This window comes from Citrobacter sp. Cpo074, from assembly GCF_030332745.1.
Classification (GTDB): Bacteria; Pseudomonadota; Gammaproteobacteria; order Enterobacterales; family Enterobacteriaceae; genus Citrobacter; species Citrobacter portucalensis.
The window spans coordinates 65006-85011 of record NZ_JAOWHG010000026.1 but is presented as its reverse complement, the minus strand read 5'-3'; the positions used below and the strand labels follow the sequence as shown (position 1 = coordinate 85011).

The following is a 20006-nucleotide window of genomic DNA, read 5'->3' as shown; positions in this document are numbered from 1 at the left end:
CAGAGTGCGCTATAAATATTCACAATAGGGCGCGAATATTACGCAAAACGCGAGCCTTTGACAAGTGCTACCGTCAATACATGAAGAAAAAAAACACAACACGTACGGTAACGTTTATCTACGGCGTTTTTTCAGTACAATCAGCATATATTTATAACCCTAAACCCGACGTTACCTTCCCACACAGTAAGGTAATCGGGGCGAGAAGCCCGGCTTTTGCGATGAATTTAGAAAAAATCAATGAGTTAACCGCGCAAGATATGGCGGGGGTCAATGCGACAATCCTTGAACAGCTCAATTCCGACGTTCAGTTGATCAATCAACTGGGGTACTACATCGTTAGCGGCGGCGGAAAACGCATTCGCCCAATGATCGCCGTCCTCGCCGCGCGAGCCGTTGGTTACCAGGAAAATGCGCACGTTACGATTGCGGCCCTCATCGAGTTTATCCACACAGCGACCCTGCTGCACGACGATGTTGTGGATGAGTCAGACATGCGCCGTGGGAAAGCTACGGCAAATGCGGCGTTTGGTAATGCGGCCAGCGTGCTGGTTGGCGATTTTATCTATACCCGTGCATTTCAGATGATGACCAGCCTTGGCTCGTTGAAAGTGCTGGAAGTCATGTCGAAAGCAGTCAACGTCATTGCCGAAGGTGAAGTCTTGCAGTTGATGAACGTCAACGACCCGGACATCACCGAAGAAAACTATATGCGCGTCATCTACAGTAAGACCGCGCGTTTGTTTGAAGCGGCAGCCCAATGTTCAGGTATTCTGGCTGGCTGTAGCGAAGAACAAGAAAAAGGGTTGCAGGATTATGGCCGTTATCTCGGTACCGCTTTCCAGTTAATTGACGATTTGCTGGATTACAGCGCAGATGGCGAGCAGCTGGGTAAAAACGTCGGTGATGACCTCAACGAGGGTAAACCAACGCTGCCACTGTTGCATGCCATGCGCCACGGCACCCCAGAACAAGCGCTAATGATCCGCCAGGCCATTGAGCAAGGTAATGGTCGTCACCTTCTGGAGCCGGTTCTGGAAGCGATGAACGCCTGTGGTTCTCTGGAATGGACCCGTCAGCGGGCAGAAGAAGAGGCTGATAAAGCCATCGCTGCGCTTCAGGTGCTGCCCGATACGCCGTGGAGAGAAGCGCTGATTGGTCTGGCACATATCGCCGTGCAGCGCGACCGTTAATTCCCTACAGCATCCTCCCTCATCCCGTGCCCTGCACGGGATTTTCTTATAAGTTCCAGTAAGAATTTACCCCCTCCAGATAATCACGCAGAACCTTGGCATATTCTGAATATACACACACTTTACATGAACATTTTAGAACATTCGTTCTTCGGGCGTTATAGTGTCGGCACAACCGATCGTGAAACCGTAAGCCGTTAACCAAAGGAGAGATGAATTGATGGAAAGCAAGCTGATTGACTGGCATCCGGCCGACATCATCGCCGGACTGCGCAAGAAAGGGACCTCAATGGCCGCTGAATCACGTAAAAATGGATTGAGTTCATCAACGCTGGCTAATGCGTTAACGAGACCATGGCCAAAAGGTGAGTTGATTATCGCCCGGGCACTGGGAACTGACCCCTGGGTGATTTGGCCGTCACGCTATCACGATGCCAAAACGCATGAGTTCATCGACAGAACGCGGATGATGAGGAGTCGCAGAGAGAAAAAGAATCCGGAATGAACATTGAGCTGTAACCCCCGGCCAACTGAACTGGGGGTTACAAGAGACGTTGACGATTACTCGCCTTTCACGCGCTCAATGTTTGCGCCCAGCGCACGCAGTTTATCTTCGATGCGCTCATAGCCGCGATCGATGTGATAAATACGGTCGACTACCGTCGTACCTTCAGCAATACACCCTGCCAGCACCAGGCTTGCAGATGCGCGCAGATCGGTCGCCATAACCTGTGCGCCAGAGAGCGTTTCCACGCCGTGGCAAATCACGGTATTGCTTTCGATTTCTGCGTGAGCGCCCATACGGCTCAGCTCAGGCACGTGCATAAAGCGGTTCTCAAACACGGTTTCCGTGATGAAGCCGGTCCCTTCAGCTACCAGGTTCAACAACGTGAACTGGGCCTGCATATCGGTAGGGAACGCCGGATGCGGTGCAGTACGCACATTGACCGCTTTCGGACGTTTACCGTGCATATCAAGGCTGATCCAATCATCACCCACTTCAATATCCGCACCCGCATCACGCAGCTTCGCCAGAACGGCATCCAGCGTGTCCGGCTGTGCATTACGGCAGATAATTTTGCCGCGAGAAATTGCCGCCGCCACCAGGAAGGTACCGGTTTCGATACGATCTGGCAGAACGCGATAAACACCACCGCCAAGACGCTCAACGCCTTCGATGGTAATACGATCGGTGCCCTGACCAGTGATCTTCGCGCCCAGCGCAATCAGGAAGTTCGCGGTATCCACGATCTCCGGCTCGCGCGCGGCGTTTTCGATGATGGTAGTGCCTTCGGCAAGCGTTGCTGCGCACATGATGGTGACCGTCGCGCCGACGCTCACTTTGTCCATGACGATATGCGCGCCTTTCAGACGGCCATCAACGGACGCCTTCACATAGCCTTCTTCCAGCTTAATAGTCGCGCCTAACTGCTCCAGGCCGGTAATGTGCAGGTCAACCGGACGTGCGCCGATTGTGCAGCCGCCCGGCAGTGAAACCTGACCCTGACCAAAGCGGGCAACCAGCGGCCCGAGCGCCCAAATGGATGCACGCATGGTTTTCACCAGATCGTACGGCGCACAGAAGACGTTCACATCACGCGCATCGATGTGCACAGAACCATTACGCTCAACTTTCGCACCCAGCTGGCTCAGCAGCTTCATTGATGTGTCAACGTCCTTCAGTTTCGGGACGTTTTGGATCTCTACAGGTTCTTCAGCCAGCAGCGCCGCAAACAGGATCGGCAGTGCGGCGTTTTTAGCGCCTGAAATTGTGACTTCGCCCTGGAGCTTAGTTGGCCCCTGAACACGAAATTTATCCATTATTCTGTTCTCTGTTAAGAATTTATCTTCGCTACCGGCACATCACCCGTAGCTCAAAAACCGTTAAGTTTGCGATCGCGCGCCCATTCCGCTGGGGTAAACGCCTTAATCGACACGGCATGAATGCGGTTGTCCGCAATGTACTCCATCAACGGGCCATAGACCGATTGCTGCTTCTTGACCCGGCTCATGCCTTCAAACATCTCACCCACGGCAATAACCTGAAAGTGACTGCCGTCGCCAGAAACGTGGACTTCCTGGAGGGAGAGTGCATTCATCAGCACGCTCTGAATTTCATTATTTTCCATGGGCTCTTCATTCGTCAGATAGTGAAAACAGCCCAACATCTTAGAGCAAAGTGGCGCTGTCATAAATAAGCAAAAAGCCTCGCTGATAAATCAGACAAGGCTTTAGTGGCAGATCCCCCTCAGGGGTTTTGCCGGATAGCGGCACAAGACCTTATCCGGCCTGGAAAAATTAACGCGGAAGGACGTCGTCAGGCAGATTGTAAAGCTGCGCCAGCGTGTACACTTTATCGTTAACACCAGTGAGTGAAACGCTGTTTCCCTGCTGCTTGCCCTGATTAATCAGATGCAACAGTAACGCCAGACCGCCGGTATCTACCCGGGATACCTGGTTCAGGTCGATGCAGGATACCCCTTTCATCGCCTCAATTCGCGCATCCCATAATGGGTTTAACACGTCCTGATCCAGCTCCCCCACCAGCACCAGCTTGTCGCCTTCACGCGTCCAGGTGAGTGACTGCGTCATTATTTTTTCTCTTCCAGAGTGATTTTCTGCTGAGCAATAGATTTCAGCTGCGCCGTCAGGCCATCAATACCTTTGGTACGCAGCAGGTCGCTCCACTCATTTTGTTTGGTGGTGATCATACTTACGCCTTCAGCAATCATGTCATAAGCCTGCCAGTTACCGGTCTGGGAGTTTTTACGCCACTGGAAATCCAAACGTACCGGAGGACGACCGTTTGGATCGATGATGGTTACGCGGATAGGCACGATGGTCGCATCACCCAGCGGTTGCTCTGGTGCAATTTCATAAGTCTGGCCATGGTACATCGCCAGAGCCTGGCCGTAGGCCTGCTTCAGATATTCACGGAATGCGGCAAAATAGGCTTCACGCTGAGCAGGGGTCGCATCTTTGTAGTAGCGCCCCAGTACCAGCGCACCCGCATATTTAACCTGCACGTATGGCAATAGTTCCTGATCGACAACCTGGCGCAGGTAATCCGGGTTTGCGCGGATTTTAGGTTGTTCATTCTTCAGACGGTCAAATGTCTTCTGCGCCGCCTCATTCATCTGTTTGTACGGGTTCGTTTGGTCGGCTGCAGTTGCTGCGCTAAGCGGGGCAATCACCAGCATAGCCACCATCATCAATCGTTTAAACATACGTCGATTCTCCTGAGATTATTTCGTTGCGCCCGCAGGCGTAGTGGCTTCATTATTGCCGTCAGTTGCGGCTGGCGCATCGCCAGAATTCTTATTGTCATCACCTTTACTGTTGCTGTTGTAAAGGAACTGACCAATCATATCTTCCAGCACCATCGCGGATTTCGTGTCCTGAATCGTACCGCCATCTTTGAGGATAGACGTTCCCAGCTCAGGATCTTCAAAACCCACATTCAATGCCAGATACTGTTCGCCCAGCAGACCGGAAGTACGGATGCTCAGAGAACTGGTGTCAGGAATATGGTTAAAACGCGATTCGATTTCCAGCGTCACGCGCGGCAGGTACGTTTTCGGATCTAACGAGATGTCCGATACGCGTCCAACTACCACTCCGCCAATCCGCACCGGAGAACGCTCTCTCAGGCCGCCGATATTATCAAAGGTCGCATAAATCGTGTAAGTCGGCTCAGTACGCATTGAGGTAACGTTCGCCGCCTTCAGGCAAACAAACAGCGCTGCCAGCAGCGCAACCAACAGGAATAACCCGACCCAAATTTCATTTTTTTTCGTTTGCATGAACTCAATTCCCAAACATCAGTGCGGTCAGCACAAAATCCAGCCCCAGAACGGCAAGAGAGGCGTGCACAACGGTGCGTGTCGTTGCCCGGCTAATCCCAGCAGAGGTCGGGATCGCATCATAACCATTGAACAATGCAATCCAGGTGACCGTAATGGCGAACACCACGCTCTTAATCAGACAGTTGACCAGGTCCAGACGCCAGTCGACGGCATTTTGCATAGCCGACCAGAAGAAGCCTGCATCAATACCCTTCCAGCTTACGCCAACCAGTGAACCACCCCAGATACCCACTGCGACAAAAATAATCGTCAGCAACGGCAATGAAATGACGCCAGCCCAAAAACGTGGGGAAATCACCCGGCGCAGTGGATCGACGGCCATCATCTCCAGACTGGAAAGCTGTTCGGTCGCCCGCATCAGGCCAATTTCTGCGGTTAAGGCCGACCCGGCCCGCCCGGCAAACAGCAGCGCCGCAACAACCGGTCCCAACTCACGTAACAATGACAGTGCCACCAGCATACCGAGGCTGGTTTCCGCGCTGTAGGTCGTCAGCACCAGGTATCCCTGCAACCCCAGCACCATACCGATGAATACGCCAGAAACAATAATGATCAGCATCGATAAGACACCGACATTATAGAGCTGGCGTATCAGCAGCGGCGCATGTTTGCGAAACTCCGGCTTGCCGACAACCGCATTGAACAACATTAATCCGGCTCGCCCGAACGTCCTGAGGGTTTTTATTCCCCGATGTCCGAGTGATGCCAGCGCATTTAACAACATGGGTGGCTTAACTCCCTGTTTTGAGTAAATCGATGTGGTAGTCGCCCGCCGGGTAACGGAACGGAACCGGTCCATCGGCAATGCCGTCCAGGAACTGGCGTACGCGCGGATCGGCATTTTCTTGTAGTGCCTGAGCACTACCGTAGGCCACTATTTTTTTGTCCGCCATTATATAGGCGTAATCCGCAATACTCAGTACCTCAGGCACATCATGGGATACCACCACACAGGTGACGCCCAGCGCGCTGTTCAGTTCTGAAATCAGCTTCACCAGAACGCCCATGGTGATGGGATCCTGGCCGACGAACGGCTCATCAAACATGATGAGGTCTGGCTCCAGCGCGATAGCACGTGCTAACGCGGCGCGACGCGCCATCCCACCGGATAATTCAGAAGGCATTAATTTGGCCGCACCCCGCAGGCCGACGGCCTCGAGCTTCATCATCACCGTGCTCTTCAGCAACGGCGCTGGCAACGTCGTATGCTCGCGCAGAGGGTACGCGACGTTGTCAAACACATTCATGTCGGTAAATAGCGCACCAGACTGAAACAGCATACTCATGCGCTTACGCACGGTAAATAAACGCGAACGGGACATGGCCGGGACGTTCTCACCGTCAAACAGGATCTCGCCCTTATCCGGGGGGATTTGTCCGCCAATCAGACGCAACAGCGTCGTTTTGCCGATGCCTGATGGCCCCATGATCGCCGTCACCTTACCGCGCGGTACCGTCAGGGAAATATTATCAAAGATGCAGCGGTCACCCCGGGAAAAGCTGACATCGCGCATATCGACTAGATTCGCCACAGACTGCCCCATTGATTCATCCTTTACTATTGCCTCGTTGATCGAAGAGTTTGGCGCTCAATTTAGCCATGAACTCAACATATTTACAGATTATTGCCTGTCCTGGTTAGCGAAAGCTGGCATTTGTTTTACTTTTTAGCCGCATAAAGTCAAAATTAAGACTTCGTTACGGCTTCCAGAAGATCCTTCAAGTGGACCGGCGAGTATACCTGAAGAAAGGACTTTAGATGCTTTTAGCGACGGCGCTGTTAATAATTGGTTTACTTCTGGTGGTCTACGGTGCCGACCGTCTGGTATTTGCTGCATCCATTTTATGTCGAAACTTCGGTATTCCTCCCATTATCATCGGAATGACCGTGGTCAGCATGGGTACGTCGTTACCCGAGATAATTGTCTCCGTTGCCGCATCGATGAATGGGCAACTCGATCTGGCTGTCGGGACCGCTATAGGTTCTAACATCACCAACATTCTGCTTATTTTAGGCCTGTCGGCGCTGATTCATCCTTTTACCGTGCATTCTGATGTTCTGCGTCGTGAATTACCGCTAATGTTGCTGGTAAGTATTTTAGCTGCATCCGTCCTGTATGACGGGCAGTTAAGCCGCAGCGACGGTTTCTTTCTTCTGCTTCTGGCCGTGCTATGGCTGCTATTCATTGTTAAAATCGCCCGTCTGGCCGAGCGACAAGGCAATGACAGCCTGACACGTGAGCAGATAGCTGAGCTGCCGCGCGAAGGCGGATTACCGGTCGCATTTTTGTGGTTGGGCATTGCGCTGATTATCATGCCAATGGCAACACGTATGGTGGTGGACAACGCGACCGTACTGGCGAACTATTTCGCCATGAGCGAACTTACTATCGGGCTGACAGTGGTCGCCATTGGTACCAGCCTGCCGGAGCTGGCAACAGCGATTGCGGGTCTGCGTAAAGGTGAAAATGATATTGCCGTCGGTAACATTATCGGCGCAAACATTTTTAATATCGTTATCGTCCTCGGGCTACCGGCGCTGATTACGCCGGGTGAAGTCAATCCAATGGCCTTCACCCGTGACTATAGCGTCATGCTGCTGGTGAGCGTGATTTTTGCACTACTCTGCTGGCGACGTCCGCGCCAGATTGGTCGCGGCGCAGGTGCGCTGCTGACCGGCGGTTTTATCATATGGCTGGCGATGCTGTATTGGTTATCGCCACTTCTCGTTGGATAACTGGAAACGCATTATGTCGCACTTAGAGTTGCAACCGGGTTTTGACTTTCAGCAAGCAGGCAAGGAAGTCCTGACAATTGAACGTGAAGGCCTGGCGGAGCTTGATCAGTACATCAACCAAAATTTTACCCTCGCATGCGAGAAAATATTCAGCTGCCCGGGCAAAGTGGTGGTGATGGGAATGGGGAAATCCGGCCATATCGGGCGGAAAATGGCAGCCACATTTGCCAGCACCGGCACCCCCTCATTTTTTGTACACCCAGGCGAAGCCGCACATGGCGATCTGGGTATGGTCTCGCCGCAGGATGTGGTCATCGCCATCTCTAACTCCGGTGAATCCAATGAGATAGCGGCGCTGATCCCGGTATTAAAACGTCTTCATGTACCGCTTATCTGCATGACCGGTCGTCCTGAAAGCAGTATGGCGCGTGCGGCAGATGTGCATCTGTGTGTTAAAGTGCCCAAGGAAGCTTGTCCGTTAGGTCTGGCACCGACCAGCAGTACGACAGCAACACTGGTGATGGGCGATGCCCTCGCGGTGGCATTATTAAAAGCGCGCGGCTTTACCGCGGAAGATTTTGCGTTGTCTCATCCCGGTGGCGCACTGGGCCGTAAGCTTTTACTGCGCGTTAACGATATTATGCATACGGGCGACGAGATCCCGCATGTGACCAAAAACGCCAGCCTGCGTGACGCCTTAATTGAGATCACGCGTAAAAATCTCGGCATGACCGTCATTTGCGATGATGCCATGAAGATTGACGGTATTTTCACCGATGGCGATTTACGTCGTGTCTTCGATATGGGCGTTGATGTACGCCAGTTAGGCATTGCCGATGTGATGACCCCTGGAGGCATTCGCGTGCGTCCGGGTATTCTTGCCGTCGATGCCCTGAACTTAATGCAGTCCCGCCATATCACCTCGGTAATGGTTGCTGATGGCGACCAATTACTCGGTGTGTTACATATGCATGATCTGCTGCGTGCAGGTGTAGTGTAAGAAACTCAAGGATAACGAAAATGAGTAAAGCAGGTGCGTCGCTTGCGACCTGTTATGGACCCGTCAGCGCAGACGTTATCACCCGGGCAGAAAACATCCGTTTGCTGATCCTGGATGTGGATGGCGTACTGTCTGATGGTCTGATTTATATGGGCAACAACGGTGAAGAGCTGAAGGCTTTTAACGTCCGTGATGGTTACGGAATTCGCTGTGCGCTCACTTCCGGTATTGAGGTTGCCATTATTACCGGACGAAAGGCTAAACTTGTAGAAGATCGCTGTGCCACTTTGGGGATCACCCACCTGTATCAGGGGCAGTCAGACAAACTGGTTGCCTTTGGCGATCTCCTTAGCAAACTGGCGATCGCGCCGGAGAATGTCGCCTACGTTGGCGATGACCTGATCGACTGGCCGGTGATGGCTAAAGTGGGATTAAGCGTCGCGGTGGCAGATGCCCACCCTTTGCTGATCCCGCGAGCTGATTATGTCACCCACATTGATGGGGGACGTGGCGCTGTGCGTGAAGTCTGCGATTTATTACTCCTGGCGCAGGGCAAACTGGACGAGGCCAAAGGGCAATCGATATGAGCAAAACCAGACGTTGGGTTATCATTCTACTGTCGCTGGCTGTCCTTGTGATGATTGGTATTAATCTGGCAGACAAAGATGACACCACTCAGGTCGTCGTCAATAACAACGAGCCAACCTATAAGAGCGAACATACTGATACCGTCGTGTATAGTCCGGAAGGCGCGCTGAGCTATCACTTGATCGCACAACACGTTGAATATTATTCGGAACAAGCGGTTTCGTGGTTTACTCAACCAGTATTAACCACGTTTGATAAGGATAAAGTACCGACCTGGACGATCAAGGCCGACAAAGCCAAATTGACCAACGATCGGATGCTGTATCTGTACGGCCATGTTGAGGTTAACGCCCTGGTGCCTGACTCTCAACTACGCAGAATTACGACCGATAACGCGCAGATTAACCTGGTGACACAAGACGTCACTTCCGATGATCTGGTGACGTTGTATGGCACAACATTTAACTCCAGCGGACTGAAGATGCGCGGCAACTTACGCAGCAAGAACGCCGAGCTGATTGAAAAGGTTAGAACCTCATATGAAATCCAAAACAAACAAACTCAGCCTTAATCTTGTACTTGCCAGCTCACTTCTGGCCGCCAGCATTCCGGCATTTGCCGTCACCGGCGATACCGAGCAGCCGATTCACATTGAATCGGACCAGCAGTCCCTGGATATGCAGGGCAACGTGGTGACGTTTACTGGCAACGTGATTGTGACTCAGGGCACCATCAAAATTAACGCCGATAAAGTCGTCGTGACCCGTCCTGGCGGTGAAGACGGCAAAGAAGTGATTGATGGCTATGGCAATCCAGCGACGTTTTACCAGATGCAGGACAACGGTAAACCGGTTAAAGGCCACGCCTCTCAGATGCACTATGAACTGGCGAAAGACTTTGTCGTTCTCACCGGCAAGGCGTATCTGGAACAGCTCGATAGCAACATCACGGGCGATAAGATCACTTATCTGGTAAAAGAGCAGAAAATGCAGGCCTTCAGCGATAAAGGCAAACGCGTCACCACCGTTCTGGTTCCGTCGCAGTTGCAGGACAAAAACAAGGCTCCGGCAGAGAAAAAAGGTAACTGATTCGTTATGGCAACATTAACTGCAAAGAACCTTGCAAAAGCCTATAAAGGCCGTCGTGTGGTTGAAGATGTCAGTCTGACCGTCAACTCCGGGGAGATCGTCGGTCTGCTCGGTCCTAACGGTGCAGGCAAGACAACAACCTTTTACATGGTAGTCGGCATTGTCCCGCGCGATGCGGGTAACATTATCATTGATGACGAAGACATCAGTCTGCTGCCTCTGCATGCGCGCGCGCGTCGCGGCATCGGCTACTTACCGCAGGAAGCATCGATTTTCCGTCGCCTGAGCGTGTTTGATAACCTGATGGCGGTACTGCAAATTCGTGACGATCTGACCAGCGAGCAGCGGGAAGATCGGGCCAACGAGCTGATGGAAGAATTCCACATCGAGCACCTGCGCGACAGCTTAGGTCAGTCGCTCTCCGGTGGTGAACGACGCCGCGTGGAGATCGCTCGCGCACTGGCCGCTAATCCGAAATTTATCCTGCTGGATGAACCGTTTGCCGGTGTTGACCCGATTTCTGTTATTGATATTAAACGGATCATCGAACACCTGCGCGACAGCGGCCTTGGCGTGCTGATTACCGACCACAACGTCCGCGAAACGCTGGCAGTGTGTGAGCGTGCCTATATCGTAAGTCAGGGACACCTGATCGCGCACGGCACGCCAACAGAAATACTGCAGGATGAGCACGTTAAGCGCGTATACCTTGGGGAAGACTTCAGACTCTGATAGGGTAGAAGACTTCACGTCACTGCAGGAGAAAACAACTCTGAACATGAAGCAAGGTTTGCAACTCAGGCTTAGCCAACAACTGGCGATGACGCCTCAGCTACAACAGGCTATCCGTCTGTTGCAGCTGTCCACGCTGGAACTTCAGCAAGAACTTCAGCAAGCGCTGGAAAGTAACCCACTGCTCGAGCAAACCGATCTTCACGACGAAATTGATACCCAGGAAAAACAGGACAGCGAAACCCTCGACACCGCAGATGCACTCGAACAAAAAGAGATGCCTGAGGAGTTACCGCTTGATGCCAGTTGGGATGAAATATACACCGCCGGGACGCCTTCGGGCACCAGCGGGGATTACATCGACGACGAACTGCCTGTGTATCAGGGTGAGACCACGCAATCACTACAGGATTACCTGATGTGGCAAGTGGAACTGACCCCGTTCTCGGATACCGATCGCGCCATTGCGACATCCATTGTGGATGCGGTAGACGAAACCGGTTATCTCACCGTGACCCTGGACGATATTCTCGAAAGCATGGGCGATGACGACGTCGGTATGGACGAAATCGAAGCCGTGCTTAAACGCGTTCAGCGCTTTGATCCCGTTGGCGTGGCCGCCAAAGATCTCCGTGACTGCTTACTGATCCAACTTTCGCAGTTTGATAAAGCCACGCCGTGGCTGGAAGAAGCGCGTCTGATCATCAGCGATCACCTCGATCTGTTAGCCAACCATGACTTCCGCACCCTGATGCGCGTGACCCGGCTGAAAGAAGACGTGCTGAAAGAAGCCGTCAACCTCATCCAGTCGCTTGATCCCCGCCCAGGGCAATCGATCCAGACCGGCGAGCCGGAGTACGTTATTCCGGATGTGCTGGTGCGTAAGCATAACGATCGCTGGGTGGTCGAACTCAACGGCGACAGCATTCCGCGCTTACAGATTAACCAGCACTACGCCGCCATGTGCAATAGCGCGCGCAACGATGCCGACAGCCAGTTTATTCGTAGCAATCTGCAAGATGCGAAGTGGCTGATTAAAAGCCTGGAAAGCCGCAATGATACGTTGCTGCGCGTCAGCCGCTGCATCGTTGAGCAGCAGCAAGCTTTCTTTGAGCAAGGCGAAGAGTTTATGAAACCGATGGTACTGGCGGATATCGCCCAGGCCGTCGAGATGCACGAATCGACCATTTCCCGTGTGACCACGCAAAAGTATCTGCACAGTCCGCGCGGCATTTTTGAATTGAAGTATTTCTTTTCCAGTCACGTTAACACTGAAGGCGGAGGTGAAGCCTCATCCACAGCTATCCGTGCGCTGGTGAAGAAATTAATTGCTGCGGAAAACCCCGCGAAACCGCTGAGTGACAGCAAGTTAACCTCTATGCTGTCAGAACAGGGTATCATGGTGGCACGCCGCACCGTTGCGAAGTACCGAGAGTCTTTATCCATTCCGCCGTCTAACCAGCGCAAACAGCTGGTGTGACCCAACCGATAAGGAAGACACTATGCAGCTCAACATCACTGGAAACAACGTCGAAATCACCGAAGCCCTGCGCGATTTTGTGAATACAAAATTTGCCAAGCTCGAACAATATTTCGACCGGATTAATCAGGTCTATATTGTGTTGAAAGTGGAGAAGGTTACACATATCTCGGATGCAACACTGCATGTGAACGGTGGCGAAATTCATGCCAGCGCGGAAGGTCAGGATATGTACGCCGCCATTGACGGTTTAATTGATAAACTGGCTCGGCAGTTAACAAAACATAAAGATAAACTGAAACAGCACTAACTTGTCCGGGCAGTTAGCGGGTGCAGGACGGCCTGTTGTGTAGCACAACGGGCCATTTGTACAGTTAGCGCTTAGGTGAAATTATGACAAATAACGATACGACTCTACAACTGAGCACTGTTCTTAACCAGGAATGTACACGCGCAGGCGTTCACTGCCAAAGCAAGAAACGCGCACTGGAAATCATCAGCGAACTTGCGGCAAAACAGCTTAGCTTGCCTTCTCAGGTGGTATTTGAAGCCATTCTGACGCGTGAAAAAATGGGCAGTACCGGCATCGGTAATGGTATTGCTATCCCGCACGGAAAGCTGGAAGAAGACACGATGCGCGCGGTTGGTGTGTTTGTTCAACTCGAAACACCCATCGCCTTCGACGCCATTGATAATCAACCTGTCGATCTGCTTTTCGCCCTGCTGGTCCCGGCAGACCAAACCAAGACGCATTTGCATACGTTGTCACTGGTCGCAAAACGTCTGGCAGATAAAACCATCTGTCGTCGTCTGCGCGCCGCGCAGAGTGACCAGGAGTTGTATCAAATCATCACGGACACCGAAAGTGGACAGGATGAAGCATAACAACCCAATGGCATCCTTTTTTGTCGTTGTGAGGAGAAACAGTACATGGTACTGATGATCGTCAGCGGCCGTTCAGGGTCAGGTAAATCTGTCGCCCTGCGTGCGCTGGAAGATATGGGTTTTTACTGCGTGGATAACCTTCCCGTAGTGCTGTTGCCCGATCTGGCTCGTACACTGGCCGATCGCCAGATTTCTGCGGCCGTCAGCATTGATGTGCGCAACATGCCTGAGTCCCCGGAAATTTTTGAGCAGGCAATGAATAATCTGCCCGAGGGTTTCTCACCACAGCTGCTGTTCCTTGATGCAGACCGTAACACGCTGATTCGTCGCTACAGCGACACGCGCCGTTTACACCCGCTCTCCAGCAAGAACTTGTCTCTGGAAAGCGCTATCGATAAGGAAAGCGATTTGCTGGAGCCACTGCGCTCTCGCGCTGACCTGATCGTTGATACCTCCGAAATGTCCGTACACGAACTGGCAGAAATGTTACGTACCCGACTGCTGGGTAAACGTGAACGTGAATTGACGATGGTATTCGAATCCTTTGGTTTCAAACACGGTATCCCGATTGATGCGGATTACGTCTTTGACGTGCGCTTTCTGCCTAACCCACACTGGGATCCAAAGCTGCGCCCAATGACCGGTCTTGACCGCCCCGTCGCCGCATTCCTCGACAGGCACACAGAAGTACACAATTTTATTTACCAGACTCGCAGCTATCTTGAGCTATGGTTACCCATGCTGGAGACCAACAACCGTAGCTACCTTACCGTAGCCATCGGCTGTACCGGCGGGAAACACCGTTCGGTGTATATTGCTGAGCAGCTGGCAGACTACTTCCGCTCACGCGGTAAAAACGTGCAGTCACGCCATCGTACGCTGGAAAAACGTAAATCATGACCGTGAAGCAAACCGTTGAAATCACCAATAAGCTGGGCATGCATGCCCGCCCAGCGATGAAACTGTTTGAATTGATGCAGGGTTTCGAAGCAGAAGTTTTGCTGCGTAATGATGAAGGAACGGAAGCCGAGGCCAACAGCGTTATCGCTCTGCTGATGCTGGATTCAGCCAAAGGGCGTCAGATAGAAGTCGAAGCCACGGGACCACAGGAAGTAGAAGCCCTGGCCGCAGTGATTGCCCTGTTTAATTCAGGGTTTGATGAAGATTAATCGAGTACACAGAACGTAGCCAGTAGGCCGGATAAGGCGTTTACGCCGCATCCGGCAATAACTACGCTAATACAGCTTATTTTCCCGCATAAACGACTCACCACCTAACTGGCGCATTTGGCGCATAATCCAGGCCTGGCGGTTACGCACATAACCAGAAGGCGCATTCGCCTTAAAACGCAAAGGATTGGGCAATACTGCCGCCAGCAAGGCCGCTTCAGACAGGCTCAACCGACTGGCCGGTTTATGAAAATACCGTTGCGCCGCCGCCTCCACGCCAAATATCCCATCGCCAAACTCGGCGATATTCAAATAGACGGTCAGAATACGTTTCTTACTCCAGACGGTTTCCATACCCAGCGTTAGCCCGGCTTCGAGACCTTTACGCACCCAGCTACGTCCATCCCACAAAAAGAGGTTTTTCGCCGTCTGTTGCGATAACGTTGACGCCCCGCGAATGCGGTTTTCATTGCGTTCATTGTGCGCCAGCGCTTTCTCTATGGCGGTGACGTCAAACCCCCAGTGGTCTGGAAACTTCTGGTCCTCCGCAGCAATCACCGCCAGTCCCATCCACGGTGAGATCTCATCCATGCTCACCCAGTCCGAGTGCGCCACATAGCCGAAATCACCGGACAGCCATGCGCCCAGCTGTCGCTCGACCATTACCGCTGAGAAAGGCACAGGCATCACGCTGAAAAGTGCGATGCCCCCGCCCCAGAATACGGCGAGGACAACCACCACCCGCAGAAAAATACGTCGCAGAAAGGCGGTTACTCCTTTTCTCATTCAGTCAGCACCAGCACACGCGATACCAGTTTATCGATGCCACTCGCAGCCTGAGCGATGTCCTGCGCCAGCATATAGGCAGGCGTGGTGACGATTTTGTTGTCTTCATCGACGACAATGTCATCAACCGGACAAGGCACATGCTCAGCGCCCATCTCTTCCAGCACCTCTGCCGTGTCGATATCAGTGCCGATGGTCAGACGCAGCGGGAAGTCAAAAATTTTAGGTAACATGGCAGGCGCAATGCACATAAACCCCAACGGCTTACCCGCCTGATGCATGGCCACCGCCAGCGCGGCTAAATCGCTGTCAACCCGGCATTCGCTGCCCTGACTGGCAAAATTGCTCAGATTTTTGGCCGCACCAAACCCACCCGGCACGATCAACGCATCCAGTTCCGATGAGACTGCCTGCGCAAGTGGGCGAATATCGCCACGTGTGATACGCGCGGCTTCAATCAGCACATTGCGAGTTTCCAGCATCGGCTCGCCGGTCAGATGATTAATCACATCCGCTTGTTGTTTATCTGGTGCGAAACAGACAGCCTGAGCGCCGTTGCGGGCAATGGCCAGAAGCGTGAGAACAGTTTCATGGATCTCTGCACCGTCATACACGCCGCATCCGCTGAGCACTACACCCACTTTTTTCATCGTAATACTCCTTTCTCAACTGGCTGAAACATATTAGTTATTATGATTTAAATGCTACGCTTCACACATTTAACTGATTCATGTAACAAATTATTTAAGATTTGCTATCTTAACTGCGTGCGGCCTGAAAATTAGGGCTGCGCCCTTGTAAACAATGATAATAATTTACGGCGCAGCCACGATTTCCCTGGTGTTGGCGCAGTATTCGCGCACCCCGGTCAAGCCGGGGTCATTTTTTTTCCACACTCGCCACCCAGGCTTTTAATACTGCCACGTCGTGCTGCCACTCCTGCTTCATCTCTTCAATCCATTCAGCAACGTTATCTTCCCAGGCAGGAAGATCCGGCGACTGGATTTGCTGACCTAGCTGTTGCAGGTGACGCAGCCCCACTGAACCTGCTGCGCCTTTAATTTTATGGCCTTCCTCAACAACACCTTTTTTATCCCGTGCCGTCAGGTTGGACTCCAGCACGCTCAAATATCCCGGCATCATCTTCTCAAACACCGCCAGCCCGTCGGTAATTAACTTCGGTCCCACCAGCTCGAGGTATTGTTCCAACATAGGAATATCTAACAGCGCTTGCGATTTACTGCTTTCTTCAGATGTCACAGTGCTCTCCTCTTCGTTTCGGGTATCCCAGTATTTTTTGATCATGGCGGTTAGCGCCGGAACCGACAGCGGCTTACTCAGCACGTCGTCCATGCCTGCGTCCAGATACTCTTTTTTATCTTTCAGTACGTTGGCGGTGAGTGCAACCAGCGGTGGCAGATCTTCACGGGCGTATTTTTGCGTGAGCTCCCGCGAGATATCCAGACCGGTCATATCCGGTAGCTGAATATCCAACAGCACCAGGTCATATTCACCCGGCGTAAACATTTCCAGCGCGGCTTTCCCGGTCATCGCGACATCCACGCTGTTGCCTAATTTTTCCAGCACGGAGCGCGCAACAATAACGTTCAGCTCAATGTCTTCTACCAGCAGCACATTCAGGGCTGGCAGCGGCAGTTCATCGTCTTCAAAAGCATCTTCAATCTCTTCCGCTACCGCAGGGGCATGCACGGTTAGCGTAAAGATGGACCCTTTTCCTGCCTGGCTGGAAACCGTAATATCACCGCCCATGTTTTTCGCCAGACGCTTCGACACGGCCAAACCAATCCCTGTCCCCGTAGCCGGTTTACCGCCGTTGCTGTCCTTCACCTGATAATACATAGCGAAGATTTTATCCTGCTCATCCTGCGGAATGCCGATGCCGGAATCTTCAACTTCGAAATGCAGCATATTCCCCTGGTCATAGCGCGCCCGCACGGTCACCTGCCCCTGCTGGGTAAACTTCACGGCGTTGCTGATCAGATTCCACAGGATCTGACGCAGACGCGTTCCGTCGGTAATGACCTTATGCGGCAGCGGTAACGTCGGCTCAAGCACAAAGCGCAGCCCTTTTTGCTGCGCCTGTAGGCCAGAGAGGTTTTCCAGATCCGCCATAAAGCTGGTGAAATCGATTGGCTGGTTATCGAGCTGGACTTTACGTCGTTCCATCTTATCCATGTCGATAATATCGTTGAAAATATTCCCCAGCGTCACAGCAGAGACGTGGATTGTTTTCAGGTATTTTTCCTGCTCCGCGGTCAGATCCGTATCCAGCAGGATCCGGCTTAAGCCGACAATGCCGTTAAGCGGGGTGCGCAACTCGTGGCTGATGGTAGAAATAAAGGTGGTCTTATCGCGGCTGGCGCGCTCAAGCGCATCCTGATAACGCTTACGCTCGGTAATATCGCGCCCAAAGCCCATCAGACCATGTCGTTTACCTACGCGGTCATAGTAAGGCACTTTGCGAATTTCAAAGCAGGCTTTGCGCCCGTCCGGGTAGTCCAGCCACTGTTCGTAGGTGAGCGAAACATTATGACGGAACACCTTCTCGTCGGTCTCAATCACCTTTTCAGCCGCTTCAGGAGAGTAAACGTCAGCCGGTTTTAAGTTCACCAGCTGCTTTTCGCTTTTGCCAGTCAGCAGCTCCATAGCACGGTTACAGCCGGAAAACTCTTTATCTTCATTGCGATAAAAAACCAGATCCGGCGAGGCATCAAGGAAAGAGCGTAAAAAGGAAGACTGTTGCTCAAGCTGGATCTGCGCCTCTTCGCGCTCTTTGATTTCAACCTTCAGTTGCTCGAATGTTTCCTGGCGCTCTGCTTCGGCTTTTTCACGCTCAACAATTTCCTGATTGAGCTGGGCAATATTATCTTTCAGCTGCACATTGAGCTTGAGATCTCGCTCGCGCATCTCTTCCAGCTTTTGTACCAGTCGTGACAGGCGTTGCCGGGACTCCTCAAGTTGCTCCACCACCACAGACAAGAAATAGACGGCCCAGGGGGTAATTAACAGACCAAAAAAGATAGAACGGATGACATCAATGCTTTCTACCTGGCCATGCAGCACCATGGTGACAGCCATCTGCACCACAATTGCCAACACGACCAGAGCCAGCGCCAACAGCAGCGAAAAGCGCACCAGACCTAACTTCATCATCAGGTCGACGTAATATTGCGCCAGCATACGGATTTGCTTCATAGAGGGTTCCTTCACGACAACTTGGCACAATAATACTCAATTCTCAGCGTGACGTTGAAGATTGTGCAAGAAATGCGGAGGTTATCGGTGAAATGACCGCGGAGAGGCCATCAGGCAAGCAGGCGCAGATTGCCGGATGTCGGCTTTGCCTTATCCGGCCTACGGAGAGTTAGTTCTCAGGCTGTACCCATGGCGTACCGAGCGCCGAGCCTTGCACACCGTACTTGTTAAGGTACTTATCCAGTTCGACCATGCCGGTCCAGCGGTTTTCACACCATAGCGGTGCCAACAGCGTTGGGCGGCGCGCGCTGGCGGAAATTCGATGATAAATCACCTCTGGCGGCGTATGACGGATCATCTCCCCGGCGGTAACCGTATAGTCGTCCAGTTCAATTCCGTTCAGCCGCCCGGCTTCCCAGGCTTTCGCCATCGTACTGCCTTTCACAATATGCAGCGGGTGCAGCTTAATACCGTCAACACCCGTCTCCACTACACGTTCCATGGTTTGCAGGCATTCTGCCTGCCCTTCTCCCGGCAGACCGACAATCAGGTGCGAGCACACTTTCAGCCCACGCTCGCGTGCCAGTCGCGTAGTGCGTTGGTAGCAGGCAAAATCATGGCCGCGGTTAATACGATGCAGGGTTTTGTCATGCGCGGTTTGCAAACCGAGCTCCAGCCATACCTCATAGCCGAGGTCTTTATACTCGCAAAGCAGATCGAGTACCGCATCCGGCACGCAGTCGGGGCGCGTCCCAACGCATAACCCGACGATACTGGCCTGGCTAACCGCCTGCTGATACATCGAACGCAGCACCTGCACTTCAGCAAAGGTGCTGGTATAGGCCTGGAAATAGGCCAGATAGCGTTTCGCGCGATTGACCAGATGCGCCTGATGCTCAAGCTGCTCGGCAATAGAATGGTGCTGCTGTGCTTCATCGGCAAACGAGGCAACATTGCAGAAAGTACACCCGCCACGTCCGATGGTGCCATCACGATTTGGACAGCTAAAGCCGCCGTGAAGCGTGAGTTTATGAACCTTTTGCCCGTAACGGCGAGAAAGATCCCCACCAAACATATTGACTAATTTCTGTAACTGCATAATCTGGTAGACCGCGCCTTGAAAAGAGGCCAAAGCCTGCCATTTTTTGCCCCAGTCGGCGATGACCTGGATCAATCGCCCTGGCGTGCCTTTATTCATTGCATAACAAATCAAAATAATCGAAATTTCATTCATTCAAAATGAAATTACTTTTCCTTATATCCGAC

24 protein-coding genes are annotated in these 20006 nt (G+C 52.4%); 13 read left to right on the top strand and 11 right to left on the bottom strand.

Annotation, left to right across the window (positions count from 1 at the left end):
• Positions 1–221: 221 nt before the first annotated feature.
• Together ispB and sfsB are read left to right on the top strand one after the other, a co-directional pair.
• On the top strand, positions 222–1193 hold the full coding sequence (ispB, locus tag OGX83_RS04090; RefSeq protein WP_003839953.1) for an octaprenyl diphosphate synthase: 972 nt from the start codon (positions 222–224) through the stop codon (positions 1191–1193).
• A gap of 220 nt (positions 1194–1413) precedes the next feature.
• The gene (gene sfsB / locus OGX83_RS04085; RefSeq protein ID WP_003025035.1) at positions 1414–1698 is read left to right on the top strand and encodes a DNA-binding transcriptional regulator SfsB; all 285 of its coding nucleotides are present in this window, start codon (positions 1414–1416) and stop codon (positions 1696–1698) included.
• A 56-nt stretch (positions 1699–1754) separates the two neighbouring features.
• Here sfsB and murA read toward each other — a convergent pair whose 3' ends face one another.
• The 7 genes from murA to mlaF all read right to left on the bottom strand — a co-directional run bounded on the left by murA (position 1755) and on the right by mlaF (position 6603).
• Complete coding sequence (gene murA / locus OGX83_RS04080; RefSeq protein ID WP_003839949.1) at positions 1755–3014, bottom strand: UDP-N-acetylglucosamine 1-carboxyvinyltransferase; 1260 nt, start codon at positions 3012–3014, stop codon at positions 1755–1757.
• 53 nt (positions 3015–3067) lie between these two features.
• Entirely contained in the window at positions 3068–3322 is a 255-nt protein-coding gene (gene ibaG / locus OGX83_RS04075) for a BolA family iron metabolism protein IbaG (protein WP_003025040.1), read from the bottom strand.
• A 169-nt stretch (positions 3323–3491) separates the two neighbouring features.
• Entirely contained in the window at positions 3492–3785 is a 294-nt protein-coding gene (gene mlaB, locus OGX83_RS04070; RefSeq protein WP_003025045.1) for a lipid asymmetry maintenance protein MlaB, read from the bottom strand.
• On the bottom strand, positions 3785–4420 hold the full coding sequence (mlaC, locus tag OGX83_RS04065) for a phospholipid-binding protein MlaC (protein WP_008785928.1): 636 nt from the start codon (positions 4418–4420) through the stop codon (positions 3785–3787). The genes mlaB and mlaC overlap by 1 nt, the downstream gene beginning before the upstream one ends.
• Before the next feature lie 18 nt (positions 4421–4438).
• Positions 4439–4996: an outer membrane lipid asymmetry maintenance protein MlaD gene (mlaD, locus tag OGX83_RS04060; protein WP_003828747.1), complete on the bottom strand. Its 558-nt coding sequence runs from the start codon at positions 4994–4996 to the stop codon at positions 4439–4441.
• A 4-nt stretch (positions 4997–5000) separates the two neighbouring features.
• The gene (mlaE, locus tag OGX83_RS04055) at positions 5001–5783 is read right to left on the bottom strand and encodes a lipid asymmetry maintenance ABC transporter permease subunit MlaE (protein WP_003025053.1); all 783 of its coding nucleotides are present in this window, start codon (positions 5781–5783) and stop codon (positions 5001–5003) included.
• A 7-nt stretch (positions 5784–5790) separates the two neighbouring features.
• On the bottom strand, positions 5791–6603 hold the full coding sequence (gene mlaF, locus OGX83_RS04050) for a phospholipid ABC transporter ATP-binding protein MlaF (protein ID WP_003828749.1): 813 nt from the start codon (positions 6601–6603) through the stop codon (positions 5791–5793).
• Between the two features lie 215 nt (positions 6604–6818).
• On the opposite strand from mlaF, the gene OGX83_RS04045 reads away from it, so the two are divergent.
• The 11 genes from OGX83_RS04045 to npr all read left to right on the top strand — a co-directional run bounded on the left by OGX83_RS04045 (position 6819) and on the right by npr (position 14738).
• Complete coding sequence (locus OGX83_RS04045) at positions 6819–7796, top strand: calcium/sodium antiporter (RefSeq protein ID WP_003828751.1); 978 nt, start codon at positions 6819–6821, stop codon at positions 7794–7796.
• Positions 7797–7809: 13 nt separating this feature from the next.
• A complete protein-coding gene (kdsD, locus tag OGX83_RS04040; protein WP_174770991.1) occupies positions 7810–8796 on the top strand; it encodes an arabinose-5-phosphate isomerase KdsD in 987 nt (328 codons plus the stop codon).
• A 20-nt stretch (positions 8797–8816) separates the two neighbouring features.
• Positions 8817–9383, top strand: coding sequence for a 3-deoxy-manno-octulosonate-8-phosphatase KdsC (gene kdsC / locus OGX83_RS04035; RefSeq protein WP_032945113.1), 567 nt, complete (start codon positions 8817–8819; stop codon positions 9381–9383).
• Positions 9380–9955, top strand: a complete 576-nt coding sequence (lptC, locus tag OGX83_RS04030; protein WP_008785932.1) for an LPS export ABC transporter periplasmic protein LptC — start codon at positions 9380–9382, stop codon at positions 9953–9955. The genes kdsC and lptC overlap by 4 nt, the downstream gene beginning before the upstream one ends.
• A complete protein-coding gene (gene lptA, locus OGX83_RS04025) occupies positions 9924–10472 on the top strand; it encodes a lipopolysaccharide ABC transporter substrate-binding protein LptA (RefSeq protein WP_003828759.1) in 549 nt (182 codons plus the stop codon). The genes lptC and lptA overlap by 32 nt, the downstream gene beginning before the upstream one ends.
• A 6-nt stretch (positions 10473–10478) precedes the next feature.
• Positions 10479–11204: an LPS export ABC transporter ATP-binding protein gene (gene lptB / locus OGX83_RS04020; RefSeq protein ID WP_003828761.1), complete on the top strand. Its 726-nt coding sequence runs from the start codon at positions 10479–10481 to the stop codon at positions 11202–11204.
• A gap of 46 nt (positions 11205–11250) precedes the next feature.
• Positions 11251–12684, top strand: a complete 1434-nt coding sequence (rpoN, locus tag OGX83_RS04015; protein ID WP_032945120.1) for an RNA polymerase factor sigma-54 — start codon at positions 11251–11253, stop codon at positions 12682–12684.
• Positions 12685–12706: 22 nt separating this feature from the next.
• Positions 12707–12994 carry a ribosome hibernation promoting factor gene (gene hpf / locus OGX83_RS04010; RefSeq protein ID WP_003025078.1) on the top strand — a complete coding sequence of 96 codons (288 nt, stop codon included), beginning with the start codon at positions 12707–12709 and terminating at the stop codon, positions 12992–12994.
• A gap of 83 nt (positions 12995–13077) precedes the next feature.
• On the top strand, positions 13078–13569 hold the full coding sequence (gene ptsN, locus OGX83_RS04005; RefSeq protein ID WP_286587410.1) for a PTS IIA-like nitrogen regulatory protein PtsN: 492 nt from the start codon (positions 13078–13080) through the stop codon (positions 13567–13569).
• 45 nt (positions 13570–13614) lie between these two features.
• Complete coding sequence (gene rapZ, locus OGX83_RS04000) at positions 13615–14469, top strand: RNase adapter RapZ (protein ID WP_003025085.1); 855 nt, start codon at positions 13615–13617, stop codon at positions 14467–14469.
• A complete protein-coding gene (gene npr, locus OGX83_RS03995) occupies positions 14466–14738 on the top strand; it encodes a PTS phosphocarrier protein NPr (protein WP_003828770.1) in 273 nt (90 codons plus the stop codon). Before rapZ ends, npr begins: the two co-directional genes overlap by 4 nt.
• A 66-nt stretch (positions 14739–14804) precedes the next feature.
• Here the strand turns inward: npr and mtgA are convergent, their stop codons facing one another.
• The 4 genes from mtgA to mnmL all read right to left on the bottom strand — a co-directional run bounded on the left by mtgA (position 14805) and on the right by mnmL (position 19839).
• Complete coding sequence (gene mtgA, locus OGX83_RS03990) at positions 14805–15524, bottom strand: monofunctional biosynthetic peptidoglycan transglycosylase (RefSeq protein WP_003828772.1); 720 nt, start codon at positions 15522–15524, stop codon at positions 14805–14807.
• Positions 15521–16174 carry an isoprenoid biosynthesis glyoxalase ElbB gene (gene elbB / locus OGX83_RS03985; protein ID WP_003828774.1) on the bottom strand — a complete coding sequence of 218 codons (654 nt, stop codon included), beginning with the start codon at positions 16172–16174 and terminating at the stop codon, positions 15521–15523. The genes mtgA and elbB overlap by 4 nt, the downstream gene beginning before the upstream one ends.
• Positions 16175–16403: 229 nt before the next feature.
• Positions 16404–18740 carry an aerobic respiration two-component sensor histidine kinase ArcB gene (arcB, locus tag OGX83_RS03980; protein ID WP_003828775.1) on the bottom strand — a complete coding sequence of 779 codons (2337 nt, stop codon included), beginning with the start codon at positions 18738–18740 and terminating at the stop codon, positions 16404–16406.
• 169 nt (positions 18741–18909) lie between these two features.
• Positions 18910–19839 carry a tRNA modification radical SAM protein MnmL/YtqA gene (gene mnmL, locus OGX83_RS03975; RefSeq protein WP_103014945.1) on the bottom strand — a complete coding sequence of 310 codons (930 nt, stop codon included), beginning with the start codon at positions 19837–19839 and terminating at the stop codon, positions 18910–18912.
• Between the last annotated feature and the right edge of the window lie 167 nt (positions 19840–20006).

Excerpts from the sequence above, each read along its gene's own strand:
- ispB (WP_003839953.1), top strand. The coding sequence starts at position 222 with ATGAATTTAGAAAAAATCAATGAGTTAACCGCGCAAGATATGGCGGGG.
- sfsB (WP_003025035.1), top strand. The coding sequence starts at position 1,414 with ATGGAAAGCAAGCTGATTGACTGGCATCCGGCCGACATCATCGCCGGA.
- murA (WP_003839949.1), bottom strand. The coding sequence starts at position 3,014 with ATGGATAAATTTCGTGTTCAGGGGCCAACTAAGCTCCAGGGCGAAGTC.
- ibaG (WP_003025040.1), bottom strand. The coding sequence starts at position 3,322 with ATGGAAAATAATGAAATTCAGAGCGTGCTGATGAATGCACTCTCCCTC.
- mlaB (WP_003025045.1), bottom strand. The coding sequence starts at position 3,785 with ATGACGCAGTCACTCACCTGGACGCGTGAAGGCGACAAGCTGGTGCTG.
- mlaC (WP_008785928.1), bottom strand. The coding sequence starts at position 4,420 with ATGTTTAAACGATTGATGATGGTGGCTATGCTGGTGATTGCCCCGCTT.
- mlaD (WP_003828747.1), bottom strand. The coding sequence starts at position 4,996 with ATGCAAACGAAAAAAAATGAAATTTGGGTCGGGTTATTCCTGTTGGTT.
- mlaE (WP_003025053.1), bottom strand. The coding sequence starts at position 5,783 with ATGTTGTTAAATGCGCTGGCATCACTCGGACATCGGGGAATAAAAACC.
- mlaF (WP_003828749.1), bottom strand. The coding sequence starts at position 6,603 with ATGGGGCAGTCTGTGGCGAATCTAGTCGATATGCGCGATGTCAGCTTT.
- OGX83_RS04045 (WP_003828751.1), top strand. The coding sequence starts at position 6,819 with ATGCTTTTAGCGACGGCGCTGTTAATAATTGGTTTACTTCTGGTGGTC.
- kdsD (WP_174770991.1), top strand. The coding sequence starts at position 7,810 with ATGTCGCACTTAGAGTTGCAACCGGGTTTTGACTTTCAGCAAGCAGGC.
- kdsC (WP_032945113.1), top strand. The coding sequence starts at position 8,817 with ATGAGTAAAGCAGGTGCGTCGCTTGCGACCTGTTATGGACCCGTCAGC.
- lptC (WP_008785932.1), top strand. The coding sequence starts at position 9,380 with ATGAGCAAAACCAGACGTTGGGTTATCATTCTACTGTCGCTGGCTGTC.
- lptA (WP_003828759.1), top strand. The coding sequence starts at position 9,924 with ATGAAATCCAAAACAAACAAACTCAGCCTTAATCTTGTACTTGCCAGC.
- lptB (WP_003828761.1), top strand. The coding sequence starts at position 10,479 with ATGGCAACATTAACTGCAAAGAACCTTGCAAAAGCCTATAAAGGCCGT.
- rpoN (WP_032945120.1), top strand. The coding sequence starts at position 11,251 with ATGAAGCAAGGTTTGCAACTCAGGCTTAGCCAACAACTGGCGATGACG.
- hpf (WP_003025078.1), top strand. The coding sequence starts at position 12,707 with ATGCAGCTCAACATCACTGGAAACAACGTCGAAATCACCGAAGCCCTG.
- ptsN (WP_286587410.1), top strand. The coding sequence starts at position 13,078 with ATGACAAATAACGATACGACTCTACAACTGAGCACTGTTCTTAACCAG.
- rapZ (WP_003025085.1), top strand. The coding sequence starts at position 13,615 with ATGGTACTGATGATCGTCAGCGGCCGTTCAGGGTCAGGTAAATCTGTC.
- npr (WP_003828770.1), top strand. The coding sequence starts at position 14,466 with ATGACCGTGAAGCAAACCGTTGAAATCACCAATAAGCTGGGCATGCAT.
- mtgA (WP_003828772.1), bottom strand. The coding sequence starts at position 15,524 with ATGAGAAAAGGAGTAACCGCCTTTCTGCGACGTATTTTTCTGCGGGTG.
- elbB (WP_003828774.1), bottom strand. The coding sequence starts at position 16,174 with ATGAAAAAAGTGGGTGTAGTGCTCAGCGGATGCGGCGTGTATGACGGT.
- arcB (WP_003828775.1), bottom strand. The coding sequence starts at position 18,740 with ATGAAGCAAATCCGTATGCTGGCGCAATATTACGTCGACCTGATGATG.
- mnmL (WP_103014945.1), bottom strand. The coding sequence starts at position 19,839 with ATGCAGTTACAGAAATTAGTCAATATGTTTGGTGGGGATCTTTCTCGC.